13 protein-coding genes are annotated in these 19497 nt (G+C 59.7%); 8 read left to right on the top strand and 5 right to left on the bottom strand.

Annotated features, from left to right (window positions below; translation table 11 throughout):
- Positions 1-10: 10 nt before the first annotated feature.
- The 4 genes from ACR0AC_RS01665 to ACR0AC_RS01650 are packed head-to-tail and all read left to right on the top strand — an operon-like array spanning position 11 to position 3988.
- Positions 11-1387 (top strand): flavin-containing monooxygenase, encoded by a 1377-nt coding sequence (locus ACR0AC_RS01665; RefSeq protein ID WP_480780381.1) that lies wholly within the window; start codon positions 11-13, stop codon positions 1385-1387.
- Entirely contained in the window at positions 1384-2286 is a 903-nt protein-coding gene (locus ACR0AC_RS01660; RefSeq protein WP_480581798.1) for a bile acid:sodium symporter family protein, read from the top strand. Before ACR0AC_RS01665 ends, ACR0AC_RS01660 begins: the two co-directional genes overlap by 4 nt.
- On the top strand, positions 2283-3221 hold the full coding sequence (locus ACR0AC_RS01655) for an SDR family oxidoreductase (protein WP_480871714.1): 939 nt from the start codon (positions 2283-2285) through the stop codon (positions 3219-3221). Before ACR0AC_RS01660 ends, ACR0AC_RS01655 begins: the two co-directional genes overlap by 4 nt.
- Positions 3218-3988, top strand: a complete 771-nt coding sequence (locus ACR0AC_RS01650) for an SDR family NAD(P)-dependent oxidoreductase (RefSeq protein WP_480871713.1) — start codon at positions 3218-3220, stop codon at positions 3986-3988. The genes ACR0AC_RS01655 and ACR0AC_RS01650 overlap by 4 nt, the downstream gene beginning before the upstream one ends.
- Positions 3989-4011: 23 nt before the next feature.
- Here ACR0AC_RS01650 and ACR0AC_RS01645 read toward each other — a convergent pair whose 3' ends face one another.
- Positions 4012-4653, bottom strand: coding sequence for a TetR/AcrR family transcriptional regulator (locus ACR0AC_RS01645; RefSeq protein WP_480871712.1), 642 nt, complete (start codon positions 4651-4653; stop codon positions 4012-4014).
- Between the two features lie 87 nt (positions 4654-4740).
- Between ACR0AC_RS01645 and ACR0AC_RS01640 the strand changes: the two genes are divergently transcribed.
- Together ACR0AC_RS01640 and ACR0AC_RS01635 are read left to right on the top strand one after the other, a co-directional pair.
- Positions 4741-5901: an efflux RND transporter periplasmic adaptor subunit gene (locus ACR0AC_RS01640; RefSeq protein WP_480871711.1), complete on the top strand. Its 1161-nt coding sequence runs from the start codon at positions 4741-4743 to the stop codon at positions 5899-5901.
- 12 nt (positions 5902-5913) lie between these two features.
- Positions 5914-9057, top strand: a complete 3144-nt coding sequence (locus ACR0AC_RS01635) for an efflux RND transporter permease subunit (RefSeq protein ID WP_480871710.1) — start codon at positions 5914-5916, stop codon at positions 9055-9057.
- 101 nt (positions 9058-9158) lie between these two features.
- On the opposite strand, the gene ACR0AC_RS01630 is transcribed toward ACR0AC_RS01635, so the two are convergent.
- Together ACR0AC_RS01630 and ACR0AC_RS01625 are read right to left on the bottom strand one after the other, a co-directional pair.
- Positions 9159-10235, bottom strand: a complete 1077-nt coding sequence (locus ACR0AC_RS01630; RefSeq protein ID WP_170451687.1) for a pyridoxal-phosphate dependent enzyme — start codon at positions 10233-10235, stop codon at positions 9159-9161.
- 81 nt (positions 10236-10316) lie between these two features.
- On the bottom strand, positions 10317-11336 hold the full coding sequence (locus tag ACR0AC_RS01625; RefSeq protein WP_170621544.1) for a hypothetical protein: 1020 nt from the start codon (positions 11334-11336) through the stop codon (positions 10317-10319).
- Between the two features lie 167 nt (positions 11337-11503).
- On the opposite strand from ACR0AC_RS01625, the gene ACR0AC_RS01620 reads away from it, so the two are divergent.
- Together ACR0AC_RS01620 and ACR0AC_RS01615 are read left to right on the top strand one after the other, a co-directional pair.
- Positions 11504-12628, top strand: a complete 1125-nt coding sequence (locus ACR0AC_RS01620) for a radical SAM protein (protein WP_480871709.1) — start codon at positions 11504-11506, stop codon at positions 12626-12628.
- 39 nt (positions 12629-12667) lie between these two features.
- On the top strand, positions 12668-13468 hold the full coding sequence (locus ACR0AC_RS01615) for a hypothetical protein (protein WP_480871708.1): 801 nt from the start codon (positions 12668-12670) through the stop codon (positions 13466-13468).
- On the opposite strand, the gene ACR0AC_RS01610 is transcribed toward ACR0AC_RS01615, so the two are convergent.
- Together ACR0AC_RS01610 and ACR0AC_RS01605 are read right to left on the bottom strand one after the other, a co-directional pair.
- Entirely contained in the window at positions 13461-18746 is a 5286-nt protein-coding gene (locus ACR0AC_RS01610; protein ID WP_480871707.1) for a beta-ketoacyl synthase N-terminal-like domain-containing protein, read from the bottom strand. The genes ACR0AC_RS01615 and ACR0AC_RS01610 overlap by 8 nt on opposite strands.
- Positions 18712-19494, bottom strand: coding sequence for a thioesterase II family protein (locus tag ACR0AC_RS01605; RefSeq protein WP_480625815.1), 783 nt, complete (start codon positions 19492-19494; stop codon positions 18712-18714). The genes ACR0AC_RS01610 and ACR0AC_RS01605 overlap by 35 nt, the downstream gene beginning before the upstream one ends.
- Positions 19495-19497 lie beyond the last annotated feature (3 nt).

The raw sequence follows: 19497 nt of genomic DNA, 5'->3' as shown, positions 1-19497 counted from the left end.
AAGATAAGAGATGTCGCAGGAGGAGGCGCGGATGGAACAGGGGCAGGTAAAGGCGGGTCAACCGGTTGAGGTAAAAGCCCGCCCCCAAGAGTGTTTTGCACTGATCGGAGCCGGGCCCATGGGTCTTGCAATGGCCAAGACACTGATCGAGCAGGGGGTGCCGTTTCAGGGATTTGAACTGGCAGATGATGTGGGTGGTCTTTGGAATATCGATGCACCCCGGTCCACGATGTACGAGACCGCCCACCTCATATCCTCCAAGCGGATGACGGAATTCACTGACTTCCCCATGCAGGAGGACACGGCAGAATACCCGTCGCATCGCGAGATGAAGCGTTATTTTCAGGAATTCGCGAACGCCTTCGATCTGTATCGGCACTTTCACTTCGGTGCAGAAGTTCTAAGCGCCAAGCCTTTGCAGGATGGCGGATGGGATGTGACCTGGCGCGATAGGGCCGGGGTCGAACAGACCCAGACCTTTGCCGGTATTCTGATTGCAAATGGCACCTTGTCGGAACCCAACATGCCCAAGTTCAAGGGCGAGTTCACAGGTGAACTGATCCACGCGTCCGAATACCGGTATCCAACCCAATTCGCCGGTAAGCGTGTTCTGGTCATCGGCGCGGGGAATTCCGGGTGCGACATTGCGGTGGATGCCATCCACCACGGGCTGTCCTGCGATCTGTCGATGCGCCGTGGGTATTACTTTGTGCCGAAATACGTATTTGGCGTTCCGGCGGATACGATGGGCGGCAAGATCCGCCTGCCCATGTGGCTGAAGCGCAAGGTTGACGGGGCAATCCTGAAATGGTTCGTCGGTGATCCGCAGAAATACGGGTTTCCGAAACCGGATTATGCGCTTTATGAATCCCATCCTGTTGTGAACTCGCTGATCCTGTTCCATGCCGGGCACGGGGACCTGAAGGTGCGCCCGGATGTGGAACGGTTCGAGGGTAAGACGGTTCATTTCCGTGATGGCAGTTCATCCGACTATGACATGATCCTGACAGCCACCGGGTATTCGCTGCACTATCCCTTCATCGAAAAGGACTTGCTGAACTGGAAGGGCGACGCCCCGGACCTGTACCTCAATTGCATGCACCCGGACCGGGATGACCTGTTCGTCCTCGGCATGGTCGAGGCGTCTGGGTTGGGCTGGCAGGGCCGTCATGAGCAGGCCGAGATGGTTGCGCGCTATATCGCTGGTTTGCGCTCGGGCAACGCGGCAGCCAAGGCGATCCGTGCCACCAAATCCGACGGGTATGAGCGGGCGACGGGGGGCATGAACTATATCGACCTGCCGCGCATGGCGTATTACGTCGACAAGGCAACCTATCGCAAAGAAGTCACCGGTCAGATCGCGGCGCTGCGGGCGGCTGAGCGATGAACGGGATCGATCAGGTTGCGCTGAACTTTGATGCCGGAAACCTCAGGGTTCTGAATGCGGTTCTGGCGATCATCATGTTCTCGATTGCGCTGGATTTGCGGATTGACGATTTTCGCCGCGTTGTGCGCGGACCCAAGCCACTGATTGTCGGGCTGGCGTCGCAGTTTCTGATCCTGCCTGCGCTGACATTTCTGATGATCCTTGTGCTTCGGCCCATGCCATCTGTTGCGATGGGCCTTATTCTGGTTGCGGCCTGTCCCGGCGGGAATATCTCGAACTTCATGACCCATCGGGCGCAGGGCAATGTCGCGCTGTCCGTTTCCATGACGGCCTTTGCGACGGTCGGGGCGATTGTCATCACACCGATAAACATTGCGTTCTGGGGCAATCTTTATGGCCCGACGCGCGAGATTTTGCAGCGTACGGAAATCGATCCGGTCTCGGTCGCGATAACGGTTGGGTTCATGCTGATCCTGCCGCTGATCCTGGGAATGGTCGTGAACGCGCGGTTCACTGCATTTGCCGACCGTATTCGCCGACCAATGCAGTGGGTGTCGATGGGCATTTTCGTGGCCTTCATCGCATTGGCGCTGGCCGCGAACTGGGCCCATTTCCTAAGCTTTGCCGGGGCGATCATCGGCCTTGTCATAATCCACAACGCGCTGGCCTTTTTAGGCGGGTATGTCACCGCGACCGTGGCGGGGCTGTCCGAACGGGATCGCCGGTCCGTGACCATCGAGACCGGCATTCAGAACTCGGGCCTTGGGCTGATCCTGATCTTTGCCTTCTTTGGGGGGCTGGGCGGGATGGCCGTTGCAGCGGCCCTTTGGGGCATATGGCACGCGATCTCGGGGATCGCACTGGCGCGCTATTTCGCACGGCGAGCGGTTCCGGCATGACCCGGATATTGATCACTGGCGCAGCCGGGGCGGTGGGGGCCGCGCTTTTGCGGCGCCTTGGTGAACGCCCGGAACTGGATGTGGTTGCGACCGACATTCGCAAGCCTGAGGACTTGCCGCCCAACGCGCGTTTTCTGACGATGGACGTGACAGGCGACGACCCGCAGAGCATCATCCCTGCAGAACGCCCCGATACCGTTGTGCATCTGGCATCGATTGTAACTCCGGGCCCCGAGTCAACGCGTGAGATCGAATATCAGGTCGATGTCGAAGGCACCTGGAATGTGCTGAACGCGGCCATTGGAGCTGGGGTGCGGCGTTTGGTGGTCACGTCCTCGGGCGCGGCTTATGGTTACCACGCCGACAACCCTGTACCGCTGCGTGAAACGGACGCGATCCGGGGCAATCGGGAGTTTGCCTATTCCTGGCACAAGCGCTTGGTCGAAGAGATGTTGGCCGAAGCCAGAGAAAATGCCCCCGACCTGCAACAGGTCGTTCTGCGCGTGGGTACGGTGCTGGGCGAAGGTGTCGAGAACCAGATCACGTCCCTGTTCCATAAACCGCGATTGCTCGGGTTAAGGGGGTCGGACAGCCCCTTTGTTTTCATCTGGGATCAGGACCTTGCCGAGATTTTGCTGCGGGCTGCAACCGACGGGCCAGCGGGTGTTTTTAACGTTTCGGGTGATGGCGCTTTGACACTGTCCGAAATCGCCAATGCAATGGGTAAAACCGTGCGATGGCTGCCGCCGGGGCTGATCAAACTGGCCTTGACCGTGGCCCGGCCCTTGGGTCTGAGCCGTTATGGACCCGAGCAGGTCAGGTTCTTGCAGTATCGGCCCGTACTGGACAACGCATCCCTGAAATCCGACTTCGGCTATCACCCCAGCCTTTCCAGCGCCGAGGCGTTCCAGCGCTGGTGGGAGAGCAGGACATGACAAAGACCGCCGTCATAACCGGAGGGGCAGGCGGGTTAGGGCAGGCCCTTGCCATGGCGCTGCGGGATCAGGGTTGGCATACGGCCTTGATCGACCTTCCCGGCCCTGAACTTGATGCACTGGCGGCTTTGGAAAATGTCAGCGTCTACGCCTGCGATCTGACCAAGCCAGATCATTGTGCGGCGACCTGCGCCGAGATCATTAGTGACAGACCCTCGGTCGATCTGGTCATCTACAACGCGGGCGTTTCGCAAATAGCGGCCTTTGCCGACAGCGACATGCAGGCACACAGGAAACTGTTCGAAATCAACTATTTTGCAGCCGTCGAGTGTGCAAAACACTTTCTAGAACCCGTCCGCTTGGCCAAAGGAACCCATCTGGCAATATCCTCGGTCGCCGGGTTCGCGCCGTTGCTGCACCGCACCGCCTACGCCGCCAGCAAGCACGCGATGGAGGGGTTTTTTAAATCGCTACGGGCCGAGGAATTGCCTCATGGGGTAAACGTGGTCATCGCGGCCCCGTCTTTTGTCGCGACCAATATCGGGCGACCGCATGCCAACCAATCGGATTTTGTGCGTCCGGGCTCTGCGGCTGATGGTATCGAGTACATTGCGCCTCAGGACGCAGCACGGATCATTCTTCGCGGTGTGCAAAAGCAGCAGGATTTTGTTCCCGTTGGGCGTGTGGCCACGCTTTCTAGCATTTTGAACCGCGTGTCCCCAACGCTTTACCTGCGCCAGATGATGCGAAGGATTGGGAAGGGTTGAAGCGCCCATAGGCTGGTGCAGGGTCAACTCAGCATTCTTTGCGAGACGTCTTCCAGAAGATCGTGCAAATCGAAATCCTGGCCTTTCTCTGCAAGCGCATGGTCTTTCAGGATGAAGGACAACCCGTGAACGAAACTCCACAACAGAAAGCCTCGGCGGCGGACCTCCTCTGTGATTTCCGATTCACCCAGACATTTCGCCACTTCGGCCAAGAGAATCCCAAAGCTCTGCTGCCCGCCTTCTTCAAGGCGCTGGTCGGCGATGCGGTCTGTGAACCCGCCGAATTTCAGCCGGAAAATCCCCGGCTCGTTCAGCGCGAAGGCAATGTACTCCATGCCGATTGCGGTGATGCGTTCGGGCGAGCCTTCGGGGATGCCCTTTAGCGCCGCCAGCATGTTTTCGCGATGCCGAACCATCCCTTCGAGAACGGTGGCGACAAGCATTTCCGTCTTGTCCTTGAAGTGTTTGTAAGGCGCAGCGGTGGATACTCCGGCCAGCCTGCAGGCCTCGGACACGGAAAAACTGTCGGGGCCTTTTTCTTCCACCAATTGCCGGGTCGCTTCGATCAGAGCGGCCCGTAAATCACCGTGATGATAGGCTTTCTTGCCCACGGCCTGGCGGTCAGCGCCCCTGGTTGGCGCGAGGATTTTTTCTGTGCTCGTCATGATCCAACATCTGCCAGATCGCGTACCCCTTGTCAAAGTAAGAAGTTCTAACATATGTTAGAGAGGCTAACTTGATGAGGTCCCCAAATGCCGAATCCTGCGACATCCCCCTCTGAACCTGCCAAGCAAGGTCTGTTTTCGCGCGTGTTGCGTGGCACGGTGCGGCTTGGATTGACCGTCAGCGTGATCGCCGTTGCAGCCGCCGCTGTTTACGTCGGAACCGCGGAACTGACGCGCAGGGCGGATGCTGTACCTGCACCAGACGCCGCCGCAGTGACCCCGGTATCCGTCACTCCGATCATCTCTGAAAACGCCTATACGGTGGATCGGGTCTTCATCGGGCAGGTCGAACCTCAACGCTCGGCTGATGTTTCGTTCGAACTGAATGGCAGGCTGGATCAGATTCTTGTAGATGAGGGCGATGCAGTGGCCAAGGGGCAGCTTCTTGCGACCTTGGACATTGCGCTGCTGGAGGTGGAACGCGATCGCCTGACCGCGTCACGAGATGCCATTGCCGCGCAGCTTGCCTTTGCAAAGAAAACAGTCGAGCGAAACGCAAAACTCATCGGGCAGGGCTTTACCAGCCAGGCCCGTCTGGACGAGGCCGTCGCGCAGCAGGATGAACTGTTGTCCCGGATTGGTGAGCTTGACGCTGGTTTGCGGGATGTGACGGTGCGAATCGAGAAATCCAGCATCGAGGCCCCGTTTGCGGGTCAAATCACCTCGCGGCACGTGGATGGCGGGGAAACGCTCCGGTCCGGTGAGTTGGTGTTGGGCATGGTCGAGCTTGTCTCGCCTCAGGTTCGGATCGGAATCCCGCTGGATGTCGATCCGGCGCTGCTGGCGGATGTTGAGATCGAAATCGCGGGTCAGAGCTACCTGGCAGAACTTGCAACCCTGCGCCCCGATATTGATCCGGTGACCCGTACGCGGACGGCGCTTTTTGATCTTAAGGACGGGCCTGATGTTGCGTTCGGGCAGACCGCGCGTGTGCATGTCCTTGATCCGGTTGAAAGTGCCGGGACCTGGGTGCCCACAACCGCGCTGAAAGAAGGAACACGGGGGCAGTGGACGCTGCTGGTTGCCGATGCGCAAAAGACCGTGCGGCTTGCAACGGTCGAGGTGCTGCATGCCGAAGATGACCGGGTTTTTGTGCGCGGGCAGTTTCCGGACGGAACCGTTCTGATCGATCAGGGGCCACAACGTGTCACCGTTGGGCAGCGTGTCGCCTTCGGCACCGGCGAGTAACGGAGCGGTCCCATGGAAACCCTGACCTTTCGCCACCCCCGCCTAGTTGCTCTGATTATTCTGGTTCTGGTATCTGCGGGCCTGTCATCCTTCCTGTCGCTGGGACGTCAGGAAGACCCTACGATCACCAACCTTTTTGCGACCGTGACAACGCAGTTTCCGGGTGCTGACCCCGAGCGAGTCGAAGCGCTGGTTACGGCAGAGATCGAGGAAGAACTGCGAAAAATCGCCGAGGTGGATGAGATCAGTTCTGTGTCCCGCTCGGGCGTTTCGGTGGTCTCGGTCGAGTTGCTGGAAACGCTGGACGAAGCCACTATCGAGCAGGTGTGGGCCGAGGCGCGCGATGCCGTCGAGGATGCCCGCCAGACCTTCCCGGCGGGTGTGTTGCCACCGGACTTCGATGCCGAGGGGATTTCGGCCTATTCAGCGGTCATCGCAGTCGCTGCGGATAGCCCCGATTTCCCGGTCACATTGTTGTCGCGCCATGCCGAAGCCTTGGGGGATCGTCTGCGCGCAATCCCTGCAACGCGGGCCATTGAGTATTTTGGTCAGCCAGACGAGGAAGTTCTGGTCAGTGTGGACATGGACAGGGCAGCGGCCTTGGGGCTGAGCGCTGCCGAGATCTCTCAGCGCATTGCCGAGGCGGATGGCAAGGTCCAGTCGGGTCGTTTGCAATCCGACGTGGATTTGACCATCAACATCAGCGGTGAAATCGAAACGCTGGACCGCATTCGCAGCATCGTCCTGCGGGAAAGTGCAGAAGGGGCGGTGGTGCAGCTGGGCGATATCGCCAGCGTGGATCGCGGTGCGCGCAATCCGCAATCCTCAATCGCCTTTGCCAATGGCAAGCCCGCCGTGCTGGTGGGCGTGCTGGCACAAGACGGCGTGCAGATCGACCGCTGGACCGGTTTCCTTCGGGAAGAACTTGCGGCAGGTGCGCAGTCAGTGCCGTTGGGCGTTCAGGAAGTGCTGCTGTTCGATCAAAGCCAGTATACAACGGACCGTCTGACCGAGGTCGGGATCAACATGGCCATTGGCGTCGCGCTGGTTGTGGCCGTTTTGTTCATCACGCTTGGCGTTCGCGCTGCGGCCATTGTGGCCTTGGTGCTGCCTGTCGTCTCACTGGCGACCTTGGCCACGATGAATATGATCGGGCTGCCGATCCATCAGATGTCTGTCACCGGCCTGATTGTGGCCTTGGGTCTGCTGGTGGACGCGGCCATTGTCATGACCGACGAAATCCGACGTCGCTTACAAGACGGGATGGCCCGCATTGCCGCCGTGCAGGACGCCGTTCGCCGGTTGGCCGCGCCGTTGCTGGCATCGACGGTCACCACGGCGCTGGCCTTCACACCTATGATCCTGCTGCCTGGGCCCGCCGGGGATTTTGTCGGCGCTATCGCCATCGCCGTTGTTTTGATGCTGGTGTGGTCTCTGGTCGTTGCCCTGACCGTGACGCCAGCGATTGCGGGCTGGGTTCTGTCCGACCGTCCGGATGCCGGAATGCTGAGCCGGGGGATCAGCATCCCGCCGCTTGCCCGCCTGTTCGAAGCCTCGATCCGCCTGTCGGTGGCCAACCCGGTCCGGTCCATCGCACTGGCGCTGGTTCTGCCCGTACTTGGGTTCGCGGCCTTCCCGACGCTGACCGCGCAGTTCTTTCCGGGTGTTGACCGCAACCAGTTCTATATCGAGGTCGACATGCCGGGCGGCACATCCATTGCCACGACGAAAGCAACAGCGCGGAAGATCGACGCCATGCTGCTGGCCGACGAAGGCGTCAAAAGCGTCTACTGGACCGTGGGCGAATCCGGCCCGGCCTTTTACTACAACATCGTCGGCAACCGCTCACGCGAACCGGGGTTTGCGCAGGCCATGATCACGACCGACACCGCCGATGACGCAGCCCGCCTTGTTGGGGCGCTTCAAAGCCGTCTGGATACCGATTTCCCCGATGCTCAGATCATCGTACGCAATCTGGTGCAAGGCCCGCCGGTTGACGCCCCGGTCGAGGTCAAAATTCAGGGGCAGGACATCACTGTTCTGCGCAATCTGGGCGACGAAGTTCGCTCGATCATGGCGAACCTTGATCTGGTGACGCAGGCACGGGCCAGCGTCAACGGCGGCAACCCTCAGATCCGGTTCGAGATTGATGAGGTCAAGGCCCGCCTGCTGGGACTGGACGTGGCCGATATTGCCAGTCAGTTGGATACGGCACTGGTGGGCATTACCGGCGGGTCGCTGATCGAAGGCACCGAGCAATTGCCTGTGCGCGTACGGCTGGGCGACGAAGTCCGCTCGGACCTGAGCGCGATTGTCAGCATGCCGATCCTGTTGCCGAATGCCCCTGCAGTTTCGGCCACCGGAGTGTTCCCGGCAGTGCCGTTGTCAGAACTGGCGCGGCCCGTTCTGGAACCTGCCGAAAGCACCATCACCCGGACAGATGGCGTGCGCGAAAACACCATTCAGGCGTTCATCGTGCCGGGCGTATTGCCGGAAGAGGCGTTGCAGGACGTGCTGGAAGCGCTGGACGCATCCGGATTTGTCCTGCCGCAAGGCTACTCGATGTCTTTGGGCGGGGACAGCGATGCGCGGTCCAACACGGTGGGCAATCTGCTGGCATCTGTCGGCCTGATTGTCACCTTGTCGATTGCGACTATTGTGCTGACCTTCAATTCCTTCCGTCTGACCGTTGTAACGCTGGTCGTGTGCATTCTGTCCGCCGGGCTTTCGATGCTGTCACTGGCCGTTATGCAATTCCCATTCGGGATCACCGCGATCATTGGCGTGATTGGGTCAATCGGCGTGTCGATCAATGCTGCGATCATCATTCTGACCGGGTTGCAAAAGGACCCGGATGCAAGTCAGGGCGATCTGCACGCCATGGCGCGCGTCGTGTCAGGATCAAGCCGCCACATCATCTCGACAACCATCACCACGTTCGGCGGGTTTCTTCCCCTGATCCTTGGCGGGGGCGCATTTTGGCCGCCCTTTGCCGTCGCAATCGCCGGTGGTGTTTTGCTGTCGACCGTGGTGTCCTTTTATTTCACGCCGCCCGTCTTTGCGATGCTGTATCGAAGACGGTCTGGCGCGGTATGCTTACCTGCCAGCCGGACATCCGAGCCTGGCACTGCGGTTGTCCCACTTGCCGCCGAATAAGAGTTCTGACGCCTGAGGGCAGGGTTCTTTTCGGTTTCGCCAACCTATTTTGAGACGATCAGGAACAGATCGTCTCAATACGCGCCAATAAAAGTGGAAACCTACTCGGCCACCATTTGGGCAGACGGCGTGGACATCGAGATTGCCTGTTCCTCGTCCGTCATCTCGTCTTCGATCCCTTCAAACAAAGGTGTCGAGAGATAGCGTTCGCCCGTATCCGGCAGCATGACCAAAATCACCGAACCTTCGGGGGCATCTTCGGCCACCTTCATCGCCACTGCAAAAGTCGAACCACCGGAGATTCCGGTAAAGATACCTTCCTCGGCGGCAAGGCGGCGCGACCATTCGATGCCTTCGGCACCAGGAATTGGGATCAACTGGTCATAGTAGGATTGATCGATCGCTTCCTGCAGAACCCACGGGATGAAATCCGGCGTCCAGCCCTGAATGGGATGCGGCTCAAACTCGGGGTGGCTTTCGGTTGGCTGATGATCCGCATTGCGGGTGTTTACATAGCCCGATCCGACAAGGGCCGCATTCGCAGGCTCGGTCAGGATGATCTTGGTGTCAGGGCGTTCTTTGCGCAGAACGCGCGCGACGCCGGACACCGTTCCGCCCGTTCCATACCCCGTGATCCAGTAATCCAGCCGTCCGCTACCGAAATCGCCAAGGATTTCCTGCGCGGTTGTGTTTTCGTGGATATCCGCGTTGGCGGCGGTCTCGAACTGGCTGGCCAGGAACCACCCGTTTTGCTCGGCCAGTTCCTTGGCCTTGGTATACATCCCAAAACCTTTCTGCGCCCGTGGCGTCAGAACAACCTTTGCACCCAGAAACCGCATCAGCTTGCGCCGTTCGACCGAGAAGCTGTCTGCCATGGTCACGACAAGCGGGTATCCTTTGGCCGCACAAACCATCGCCAGACCGATCCCGGTATTGCCCGAGGTCGCCTCGACAACCGTTTGACCCGGCTTCAGGCGACCGTCGCGCTCGGCTGCTTCGATGATGTTGAGGGCCAGACGATCCTTGACAGATCCGGCAGGATTGAACGCTTCGAACTTGACATAGACGGACACATGCGCCGGTGCGATCCTGCCGATGCGGATGCAGGGCGTGTCACCTACCGTGTCCAAAACACTGTCGAACAGGCGTCCACGCCCCTTAGTCTTGCGAATAGCCATGAGGTCCTCCCAGTTTCCTTTGTTTGCGAACCGTGCCACAGGTCGGCTCAGATTGATACGTCGCTTGGTTGTTCTGCGGGGTCAGACGCTGATCGGAGAGATGCCGCCCGCAAAAGCCGCCAAAATGGGGGCGGCCAGCGCAAAACCCGCGCGCATGAAATCGCCGGGCCCATCTGACAGCCCGTGTTCCTTGCGCCAGTCCTGAACGTCAAAATCGTCCTCACCGCCTTCGTTCTGGCGCGCGGCGATTGCCAGATTTGTGACGCGGCCGTCCAGAATTACAGCCACAGGCAGGAAAAAGCTGAGCATCAGCAGGCAGAAATAGGTGCCGGTCAGCAAGGCCGACGCGGTGACCAAGGATGTGAATGCGGACTTTTCCGACTCGGCGATCACGGGCAAGGGCCAGTACATCCAGCTTGAAGCGAAGAACATGCCGAAGGTCAGGATCAGGCTGGACAGGTAAAGCTGTTGCTTCATCTGGCGTATGTTGCGGGCCAATCGGACAGCGGTGTCTTCGATATCGCCGTTCTCACCGGTTGCCAGGCATAGGATCATCCCTGCAATCAAAGCCCCGACTGCAAGACCCGCCAGCCCGGTGATGATGTCCATCACACGACGGAACAGCGAGAACACCGGAATTTCCCCGCATGTGCCCATCAGCCAGCGATCGCCGACGCCCTGGCAGCCGGGCAGGGTTCCTTTGGACAAGGTCATCTCGAACACTTCTTTTCCCACCTGCCGGTAAATTTGCGGCGGCGTTCCGGTCAGGTGCTGTTGGATCACCGGGATCATGGCCAGCAAAAATACGACCACAACGGTCAGGACTGCCGCAACCCTTGTGTTCCGTTCGGTCGGGCGCATCAGATTGCGGGCCAGCACTGCGACGGGCAGAACGGCCAGCGCGGCAAAGAACCAGGCGGCGGCAAGAAACCTGTACCTGCCAACCGTCTCCAACCAGTCCTTGTCCTGCACCAGAATGTCGGGGGAAAGGTCCAGATCCTTTGACAGCATATGGGTCTGGATCAGTTCATGGACCGCAAAGACGCAAATGGGCAGCGCGACAATGGAAAAGTAAACCAGTTCAACTCGACGTTTGCGCACGCCAGACCCCCTGCGTGAAAAATCATGACAAAACAAAGCATATCACGGATTTGAAGCAGCTTCATCGTTTCTGAGGTTCTGCCCACGGGCCACGCATGTCGGCAGTTTTCGGCCATGGCTTGGCCACGGTGTGTTATGATCAAGCCCGAGCAAGTTTTGGTGGGGCCATGATCAACCCGATTCAGAACTATCACTACAATCAACAGCGCCGCGCCGGACCCCGGCCCATCCTGTGTTACAGCCCGTCGACCAGCCTGTATTTCGGCACGGACGGCAATGTCTCAAGCTGTTGCTACAATCGCGAGCCGCTGGGCCGGTACCCGGATCAGTCCATCCACGAAATCTGGCAGGGGCGTCCGCGTCAGACATTGTGCCAGCGCGTGGCAAAAGGCGAACTTGGCGGAGGGTGCAACGGATGCGGATCGCAGATTGAATTCGGGAACTACGGCGCGGTCGTCGCGCAGCATTTTGATCGTTGGAGCGTTGATCCGGATCACCCAACCTCGTTTTCCTTCGAGTTGCACAATGCCTGCAATCTTGAATGCATCATGTGCAATGGCGAGCTGTCCTCGCGCATTCGCCGCTACAGGGAACTGCGTGCGCCCATGCAGCAAGCTTATGGCGATGGTTTTGTCGAGGAGTTGGAGGATTTTATCCCGTACCTTGAGGGAACGACCTTCTATGGCGGCGAGCCGTTCCTGATGCGGCTTTACTACCGCATTTGGGAGAAGATGATCACGCTTAACCCGGATTGCGAGATTACCATTCAGACCAACGCAACCCTGCTTCCGGATCAGGCCTTGTCCGTGCTGGAGCGGGGTAACGTACATATCGGTATCTCCCTCGATACGGTCCGGCGTGACACCTATGGCTCGATCCGGCGCAACGCGGATTTTGATGAGGTGATCCAAAACACCCGCTGGCTGGCTGACTATTCGCACCATCATAACCGGCCCATCGGCATCTCGGCCTGTATCATGACGGTGAACTGGCAGGAGCTTTCCGAACTGATGGATTTCACCGACGATCTGGGCGCGGTTTTGTATTTCAACACGGTTTGGGAGCCCGAGCATCTGTCGCTGGCTTATGCCGAACCCACCATGATCCTGCGCGTCATCGAACATTACAGCCAGCTTTCGGTCGAACGGGGGCTGCGCGGGCCGCATGATACCGCCGGAACCGTGACATCGACCAATCTGGCGGGATATATCGCCCTGCTTGGAACCTGGTATCAGGCCGCTATCCGCCGGGCGGGTGAGGCGAAATTGGCGAATTTCAACAGTTTGGTGTAAACTGGCCGCATTGGCGAGTGCAGCAGACAGAGGGCTGAGATGGCTAAAGCAACCGGCAAGCAACCCGCAAAACGCCCGCGTCCCAAAGCAAAGCAAACGGCGCCCAAGCCCAAACCGGAACCGGTTGAGGTTAAGCCGGAGGTCGAGGTTGTGCATGCCGCTGTACCGCCCACGCATCACGGATTGGGCAAACAGGCGGAATTGCAGGCAGCGATGGAGGAAAGCTATCGCCAGCTTCAATCGATCTATACCGCCTTCACGCAGCAATACACCGATGCTGGTACGCAATATCAGCGATTGTCGGAACAGGGCTATGACCCTGAAATGGCCGATCTCTACAAGGAATTCACCGAAACGCGCGGGGCCGAGATTGCGCAAGAGGGGTTGCAGCTTGCCATCCGCTATGCGGCCTCGGCTCAGGTCCTGTCCAAGCGTTATACGGACGAACTGTTCCAGTTTCTGAACAGCCGGGGAAGAAACGGGCTTGCTGCCGAGCAGCCCGCGCAACCCCAGACGGCCACGATCTCATTGAGCGGCGCGGCTGGCAGCACCCTGTCGGCCAGTTTCGAGGTGGAGAACAGCACCGCGACAAGTGTCAGCCCCCGGATTTCGACCACCCCGGTTCTGGACGAGGACGGCGTTGCAGTTGAAGGCGCGATGATCGACGTGATCCCCGATCTGATCAATCTGGCACCGGGTCAAAAGCAACTGGTCAAGGTCATGGTTCCCGTCGACGCCGAACTGTACCGCGCGGGGCATAGCTACTCTACAGCGTTGGTCATCGTAGGGTTAGGACAGGCGCGCAATCAGTTGATTTCCATGGAAATCGACGTCAGTTAGAGGGCTTCCTGAGCCGCCAGATGCGATAGCTCCATTCCCCGGATTTCATCGACTCGTAAACCGCCGATCCGGGCGCGGCGAGGAAGTTGCTCATCTCCTGATCGCCGCCGAAGGCACCAAGACGCGACGCGGCAATCTCATCGCAGGACAGCAGAACATTCGGCGTGATGTCGCGTTCATCTTCGATGTCAAAGCCAAGGTCTTTCAGACGTTCAAGACATTGGTTCAGTTTCCCGACGGGCAGCAGATCAGTGTAAAGAAACGCGCCTCCGGGTTTCAGGACGCGCAGGACCGAGGCATAGAATTTCTGGATCGCCGGATAGGTGTGTGAGCTTTCGATATTTGTAATCGCGTCGAATTGGCCATCCTCGAAAGGCAGGTTCTCGGCGTCGCCTTGCACAAAGGTCAGGCGGGGATCGGTATGCGTCTTTCGGCAGAACGCGATGGCGGCCCCGGATAAATCCAGCCCGGTGACAGAGGCGGGCTCAAAAAACTCAACCAGCGTCCGGGCCGTACCGCCGCGACCGCATCCCACATCCAGAACGGATGTGCCGTCAATTGGGTGCGTGCCAATCACCTCCAACGCAAGTTTGACCGAGTTTCGGTTCATCATCGTGTCGTTGAGCCGGACATCCGACGCCTCGGGCGCACCGTTGGGCGCATAGCCGTAGTTCAGGAAATGCGCAAAAGCCCCGAAGGCCGAGCTATCAAGCTGGTTGGTCACGCCGTCATACATGTCCTGAAAGCTTTTCTTGGCCCCTTCCAGGTCCAGATCAGGCTCGGGCTGTGGGGCTGCAATGTCCGGCTGGATTGGTTTGTCGGTGGTCTTGCCGATATTGGCTTCGATGATCGGGGCCAGACCCGCGATTGTGGGCGTATCAAAGATCTGGCCGACCTCGGGGTTAAAGCCAAAGCGCTCCTCGATCCGCATGGTCATTTCGATGGCCAGCAGGGAATGCCCGCCCAACTCAAAAAACTTGTCATGGATGCCGACGGGGCTCAGGCCCAGCAGATCCTCCCAGATGCCAGCAACGATGGTCTCCATATCCGTTTTTGGTGCTTCAAACGGGTTGCTGAGGTTGGGGCGGCTATGGCCCGTAGCGGCGGCTTCGGTGGCTTTGGGCGTGGCCGTGAACTCGACCCATTCCGCCAGACGTGCCTGCAGTGGGGTGGCTGAGATCACAATCTGATTGGTATTCAATGCAGACAAACGGTGCAGCGCCTCGACCCCATCTGCGGGCGAGATCGCGTCCTCTCCATGCGTCTGATCGGCAAAGGCCCATTGATCCCAGTTGACCGAAATCCAGCGGGTATCGGAGGGGCGCGAGGCGGCGAACGCGTCCAGCACCTGGTTTGCGACGGCGTAATATCCCAGGTTCAATCCGCCAAGAACAGCGGACAGGGACGAGCCCAGCATGACGAAATCCGGGCTGTGATCCTGCAAAACCTTTGCAACTGCGCGGGCCCCGCCGATCTTTGGGTCAGTCTGGCTGTGCAGATCGTCTGCTGTCAGATCGCTGAGTTTGCCAAACCCGCTGCCAACATTTCCGGCCATGTGGAAGACGCCATTGATAGGGCCAAGCTTTCGGGCGGCTTCGGACAAGGCGCTGCGCATCGTCTTTTCGTCCGACACATCTGCTTTCAAAACCATAACTTCGGTTTTGCGCGACAAGTCCAGCAGCCTGCGCGCCAGCATCGCGGTTTTGTCGAACTCGTTGGGGCCGTTGGCTAGCGCCTCCCATTCGGATTCCGCAGGTCCGCCGGAACGGGACAAAAGGACCAACTTGGCCTTGTAGCGTTCGGCCAGCATCTCGGCCATTGCCAGCCCGATATTGCCCAAGCCGCCGGTGATGACATAGACACCTTTGCGTTTGAACAGCGGTGACGCTTCGACGGGTTCCAACTGCTGCGCCTGATAGCTGAGGCGGCACCGTTTTCCGTCGATATAGGCAACCGAAGGGGCGAACTCTGGCGCTTGCAATTCGTTCAAAAGCCAGCCTGCGAGGCGATCTGCGGCAGGTTTGGTCCGGTCGTTTTCCGCAATGTCGACCGAGGTAACGCGCAGCGAGGGGACCTCCTGTCCCAGCACCTTCGCCAATGCGAGTGTTGCCGAGGTCTCGACCCCCGTCGTCTTGTCCGCTCGGGCAGGCTGCGCCTGCGCTGTGACCGAGATCATCCGAACCTTGGCCAGTCCGTTGGCTTTGGCGATGGCCAGAGCCGCGCTCTGCATCGCCATGACATTGGCCGAGGCGTCCAATAGCGCGAGAGGCCAGAGGTAAACGATATGTGTGATCGGCTTGTCGTTGTCCCGCAGTTCGCTTGCAAGCCGGGTGAAGTGTGTTGGATTGCTCGGATCAACCGAGAACGCCCTGTCCTTGCGGTGCATGAACCGCAAAGATGCGGTGACAATGGTAGCGTCGACCCCCTTGGATCGTAACGTTTTTTGCAAAACTCTGGCTGCTTGACCCTTGTCGCTGAAGATCAGGACACGCGCATCATCGGGCAAAGCTTCGGTGTCCGTGATCGGAGCGTCCATCCACTGGGGCACATACCCCCAATCGACCATCGCCTTGCGCGTTGCCGCCGCGTCCACGCTGGGATCTTCCGCACCGCCGACCCAATAGCTGTCCCGTTCGAACGGATACATCGGAACGGGTACTTTGCATCGCGCCTCGTCCGCATAATGGCGATGCCAGTCGATTTCAGCCCCATGCGCCCAAAGCTGCCCGAGCGTGTCGGTGGCCATGTCAGCCTCGAACTGCGGACCGGATTTGCTGTCCATCGAGGGCAGGGCAACCGAGCCGGTCCCGCTCAGTTGCAGCCCGGCGAGGTTGGTCAGGGATCGGCCGGGGCCGACCTCAAGGAAAATGGCATCGGGCAGGTCCAGCCCGGCTTTGACGCAGTCAGCAAACCGCACCGCGCTGCGCAGGTGCATGGCCCAGTAGGCCGGGTCGGTTGCGGCGGTTTTGGTCAGGACGGTGCCGGTGAGGTTCGAATAAATGTCGATCTGAGGCGCACGCAGGCGAATGCCCTGAAATGCGTCGATGAAGTCGTCCAGAATCGGGTCCATCATCGCTGAATGGAACGCGTGTGAGGTTCGCAGAATAGTGGCTTTGATCTTCTGGTTCTCAAGCCGCTTCGCCAGTCGCTTGATTGCCGGGCTCGGTCCGGCCACAACGGTCATTCCGGGAGCGTTCACAGCGGCAACCGCGATGTCGTCGGGAAGCAACGGGCGCAGATAGGCTTCCTCCTTCGGAACTGCCAGCATCGAGCCGGGCTTGCATGACGCCATCAGAGCCCCACGTCGGGCCACCAGCTTTGCCGCGTCCTTTAATGTCATCACCCCGGCCAGTGTTGCCGCAACATATTCGCCGATGCTGTGCCCGATCATCGCGCGTGGTCGAACGCCCCACGACATCCAAAGCTGCGCCAGGGCATATTCTACGGCAAACAGCGCAGGCTGCGTGAATTGCGTCTGCTTCAATTGCTCAGCCGCGCGTTCACGGTCCGCTTTTTTGGCGAAAACGATGGGCTTCAGGTCCAGACCGCTGCTGTCCCGAAAGGCGCGGCAACAACGGTCGAAGGCTTTGCGAAACACCGCTTCCGACCGATAGAGGCCCTTGCCCATGTCAGGGTATTGCGCGCCTTGGCCCGAGAACATGAAAACGACGGGGCGATCCTCGCCGCTGGACTCAATCGTGCGCACCTTGTCGTTGTTATTCGCCAACAGGGCCAAAGCGCTGCCCGCAGGGTTTTTGGCATCAACGCGCACATAGCGCCGAAGGGCAAACCGCGCGCGGCTTGTTTGGGTTGTGTAGGCAATATCCGCCAGGTCCGAGGGCGCGGCGCTCATGATGCGGCGCGCATGTGACAGCGCCAGACGATCCAGCGCGGCTTTGTTGCGGGCGGACATGACGATCAGTTGCTGCGTGCGCCCTGGCCCGGATGGGGCCTGTTTCGGAGGTTCCTCAAGCAGGATATGCGCGTTTGTCCCGCCAACCCCAAACGAACTGACACCTGCCCGGCGCGGACCGTCGATTGCCGCCACCTTGGTCGCGTCGCGGTTGACGTAGAACGGGCTGGTCGGAAAATCGATGCCCGGGGCAGGGACGTTGAAATGGGGGTTGGGGGGGACCGTGCCGGTCTCGGCCACCAAAGCGGCCTTGATCAGCCCGGTTACCCCGGCAGCGCAACTCAGATGCCCGACATTCGCTTTGACCGAACCGATGGCGCAGAACTGCGTGTCTTCGGTCGATTTGCGGAACACGCGCGACAGGGCCGCGACCTCGATAGGGTCGCCCAGCATGGTGGCGGTTCCGTGCGCCTCGATATAGCCGACCGAGCGGGGCGGGATGCCCGCCATCTGAAACGCGGTTTCAATCGCACGGGCCTGGCCTTCGGCGCTGGGCGCGGCATAGCTGACCTTGTTCGACCCGTCGTTGTTATGCCCAAACCCCCGGATCACGGCGCGTATGCGGTCGCCATCCCGAAGGGCCTTGTCCAGCCGTTTGAGCACCACAAGACCCACGCCGCTGCCCACTATTGTCCCTTGCGCCGCCGCATCGAAAGGGCGGCACTGGCCGTCCGGCGACAGAATACCCCCGGCGGCAAACAGGTAGCCGCGCCGCTGCGGGACCTTGACCGTAACGCCCCCGGCCAGCGCAATGTCGCAGCTTTCTTCCAGCAGGTTCTGACAGGCCAGACAGGTCGCAACCAGCGAGGTTGAGCATGAGGTCTGAACCGTGATCGCAGGCCCGGTCAGGTTCAGCTTATAGGCCACCTGTGTGGCCATGTAGTCCTTGTCGTTGGTGATCATCAACTGCATGCCGTCCAGAAAGCCCAGACGGTCAAGATTGCGGTTGATCAGGTACAGGTAGCCCGACAACTCACAGCCGCCAAAGACACCAATGTCTCCTTTGTAGCGGTCGGGTACATAGCCCGCATCCTCAAGCGCGTGCCAGGCGCATTCCAGAAACAGGCGGTGCTGGGGGTCGGTCAGTTCCGCATCACGCGGGCTGAAGCCGAAGAACTCGGCGTCGAACTTATCAACGTCATCCAGCAGGGTGGCTTTGTTGACGTAGTTCGGCAGCTCGTGCAGCTCTTTCGGGACCTGCGCGCCTTCCATTTGTTCGGGGCTCAGCGTCGTGACGGCCTCGCGCCCGGCCAGCAGGTTTTGCCACAGCTCATCCACACTGGCCGCGCCGGGAAAGCGGCCCTGCATGCCGATAATGGCAATCGACGCCTCATCCGGCGCGATGGAGGTCCTTTGAGTGTTCATTCAGGGCATCATCAACATAGTCGAAAAGAGTGTCGGCGAAATCCGGGTTGGAAAAGGGAAAGAAGTGATCGCCTGCAAACAGGCGGCATTCAAAACGGCTGCGCGTGCGGTGCCGCCAGCCGAGAATGCTGTGGAACGGAACCTGCGGGTCATTGTCCGAGCCGACCGCAAGGATTGGGCAGCTTAACGGGGGGTGCTTGCTGGCGCGGTCCGCGTCATACGCTTCGAGCAGGGCAAAATCCGCGCGCAAGGCAGGCAGAAACCGATCCATCAAGTCTGCGTTGGACAGAACATCGGGCGGCGTGCCGTTGATGGCCTCAATCTCGGACAGAAACCTCGACCTTGGCAGCCCGGAAATAGCACGATCACGCCGGGCCATCTGCGGTGCAGACCCGGCCACGACCAACAGGTCGGGCGGCTTGCCCTGATGATCAAGCGCGCGGGTGATTTCATAGGCCAGCAAGGCCCCGAAACTGTGACCGAAAACGGCAAAAGGTCGATCTGTCAGTGGTTGAATCCCGGCCAAAACCGACTCGATCAGATCCGGCCATTGATACACTGGCGGTTGGTCCAAAAGCCGTCCCCGGCCCGGCAGGGTGACGGCCCGAACATCCAGAACCGGCGCAAATCCGCTCATCCAGTCGTGAAAGCGCTCTGCCGCGCCGCCTGCATGCGGGAAACAGACCAACCGACCCGACAGCCCGGCATGGGTAGGGTTCTGCGGAGTCAATGCGATTTCTACACTCACAGC

The organism is Ruegeria sp. H7, assembly GCF_056532945.1.
The sequence above is the reverse complement of the archived record's forward strand: the minus strand, read 5'-3'. Positions and strand labels throughout refer to the sequence as shown.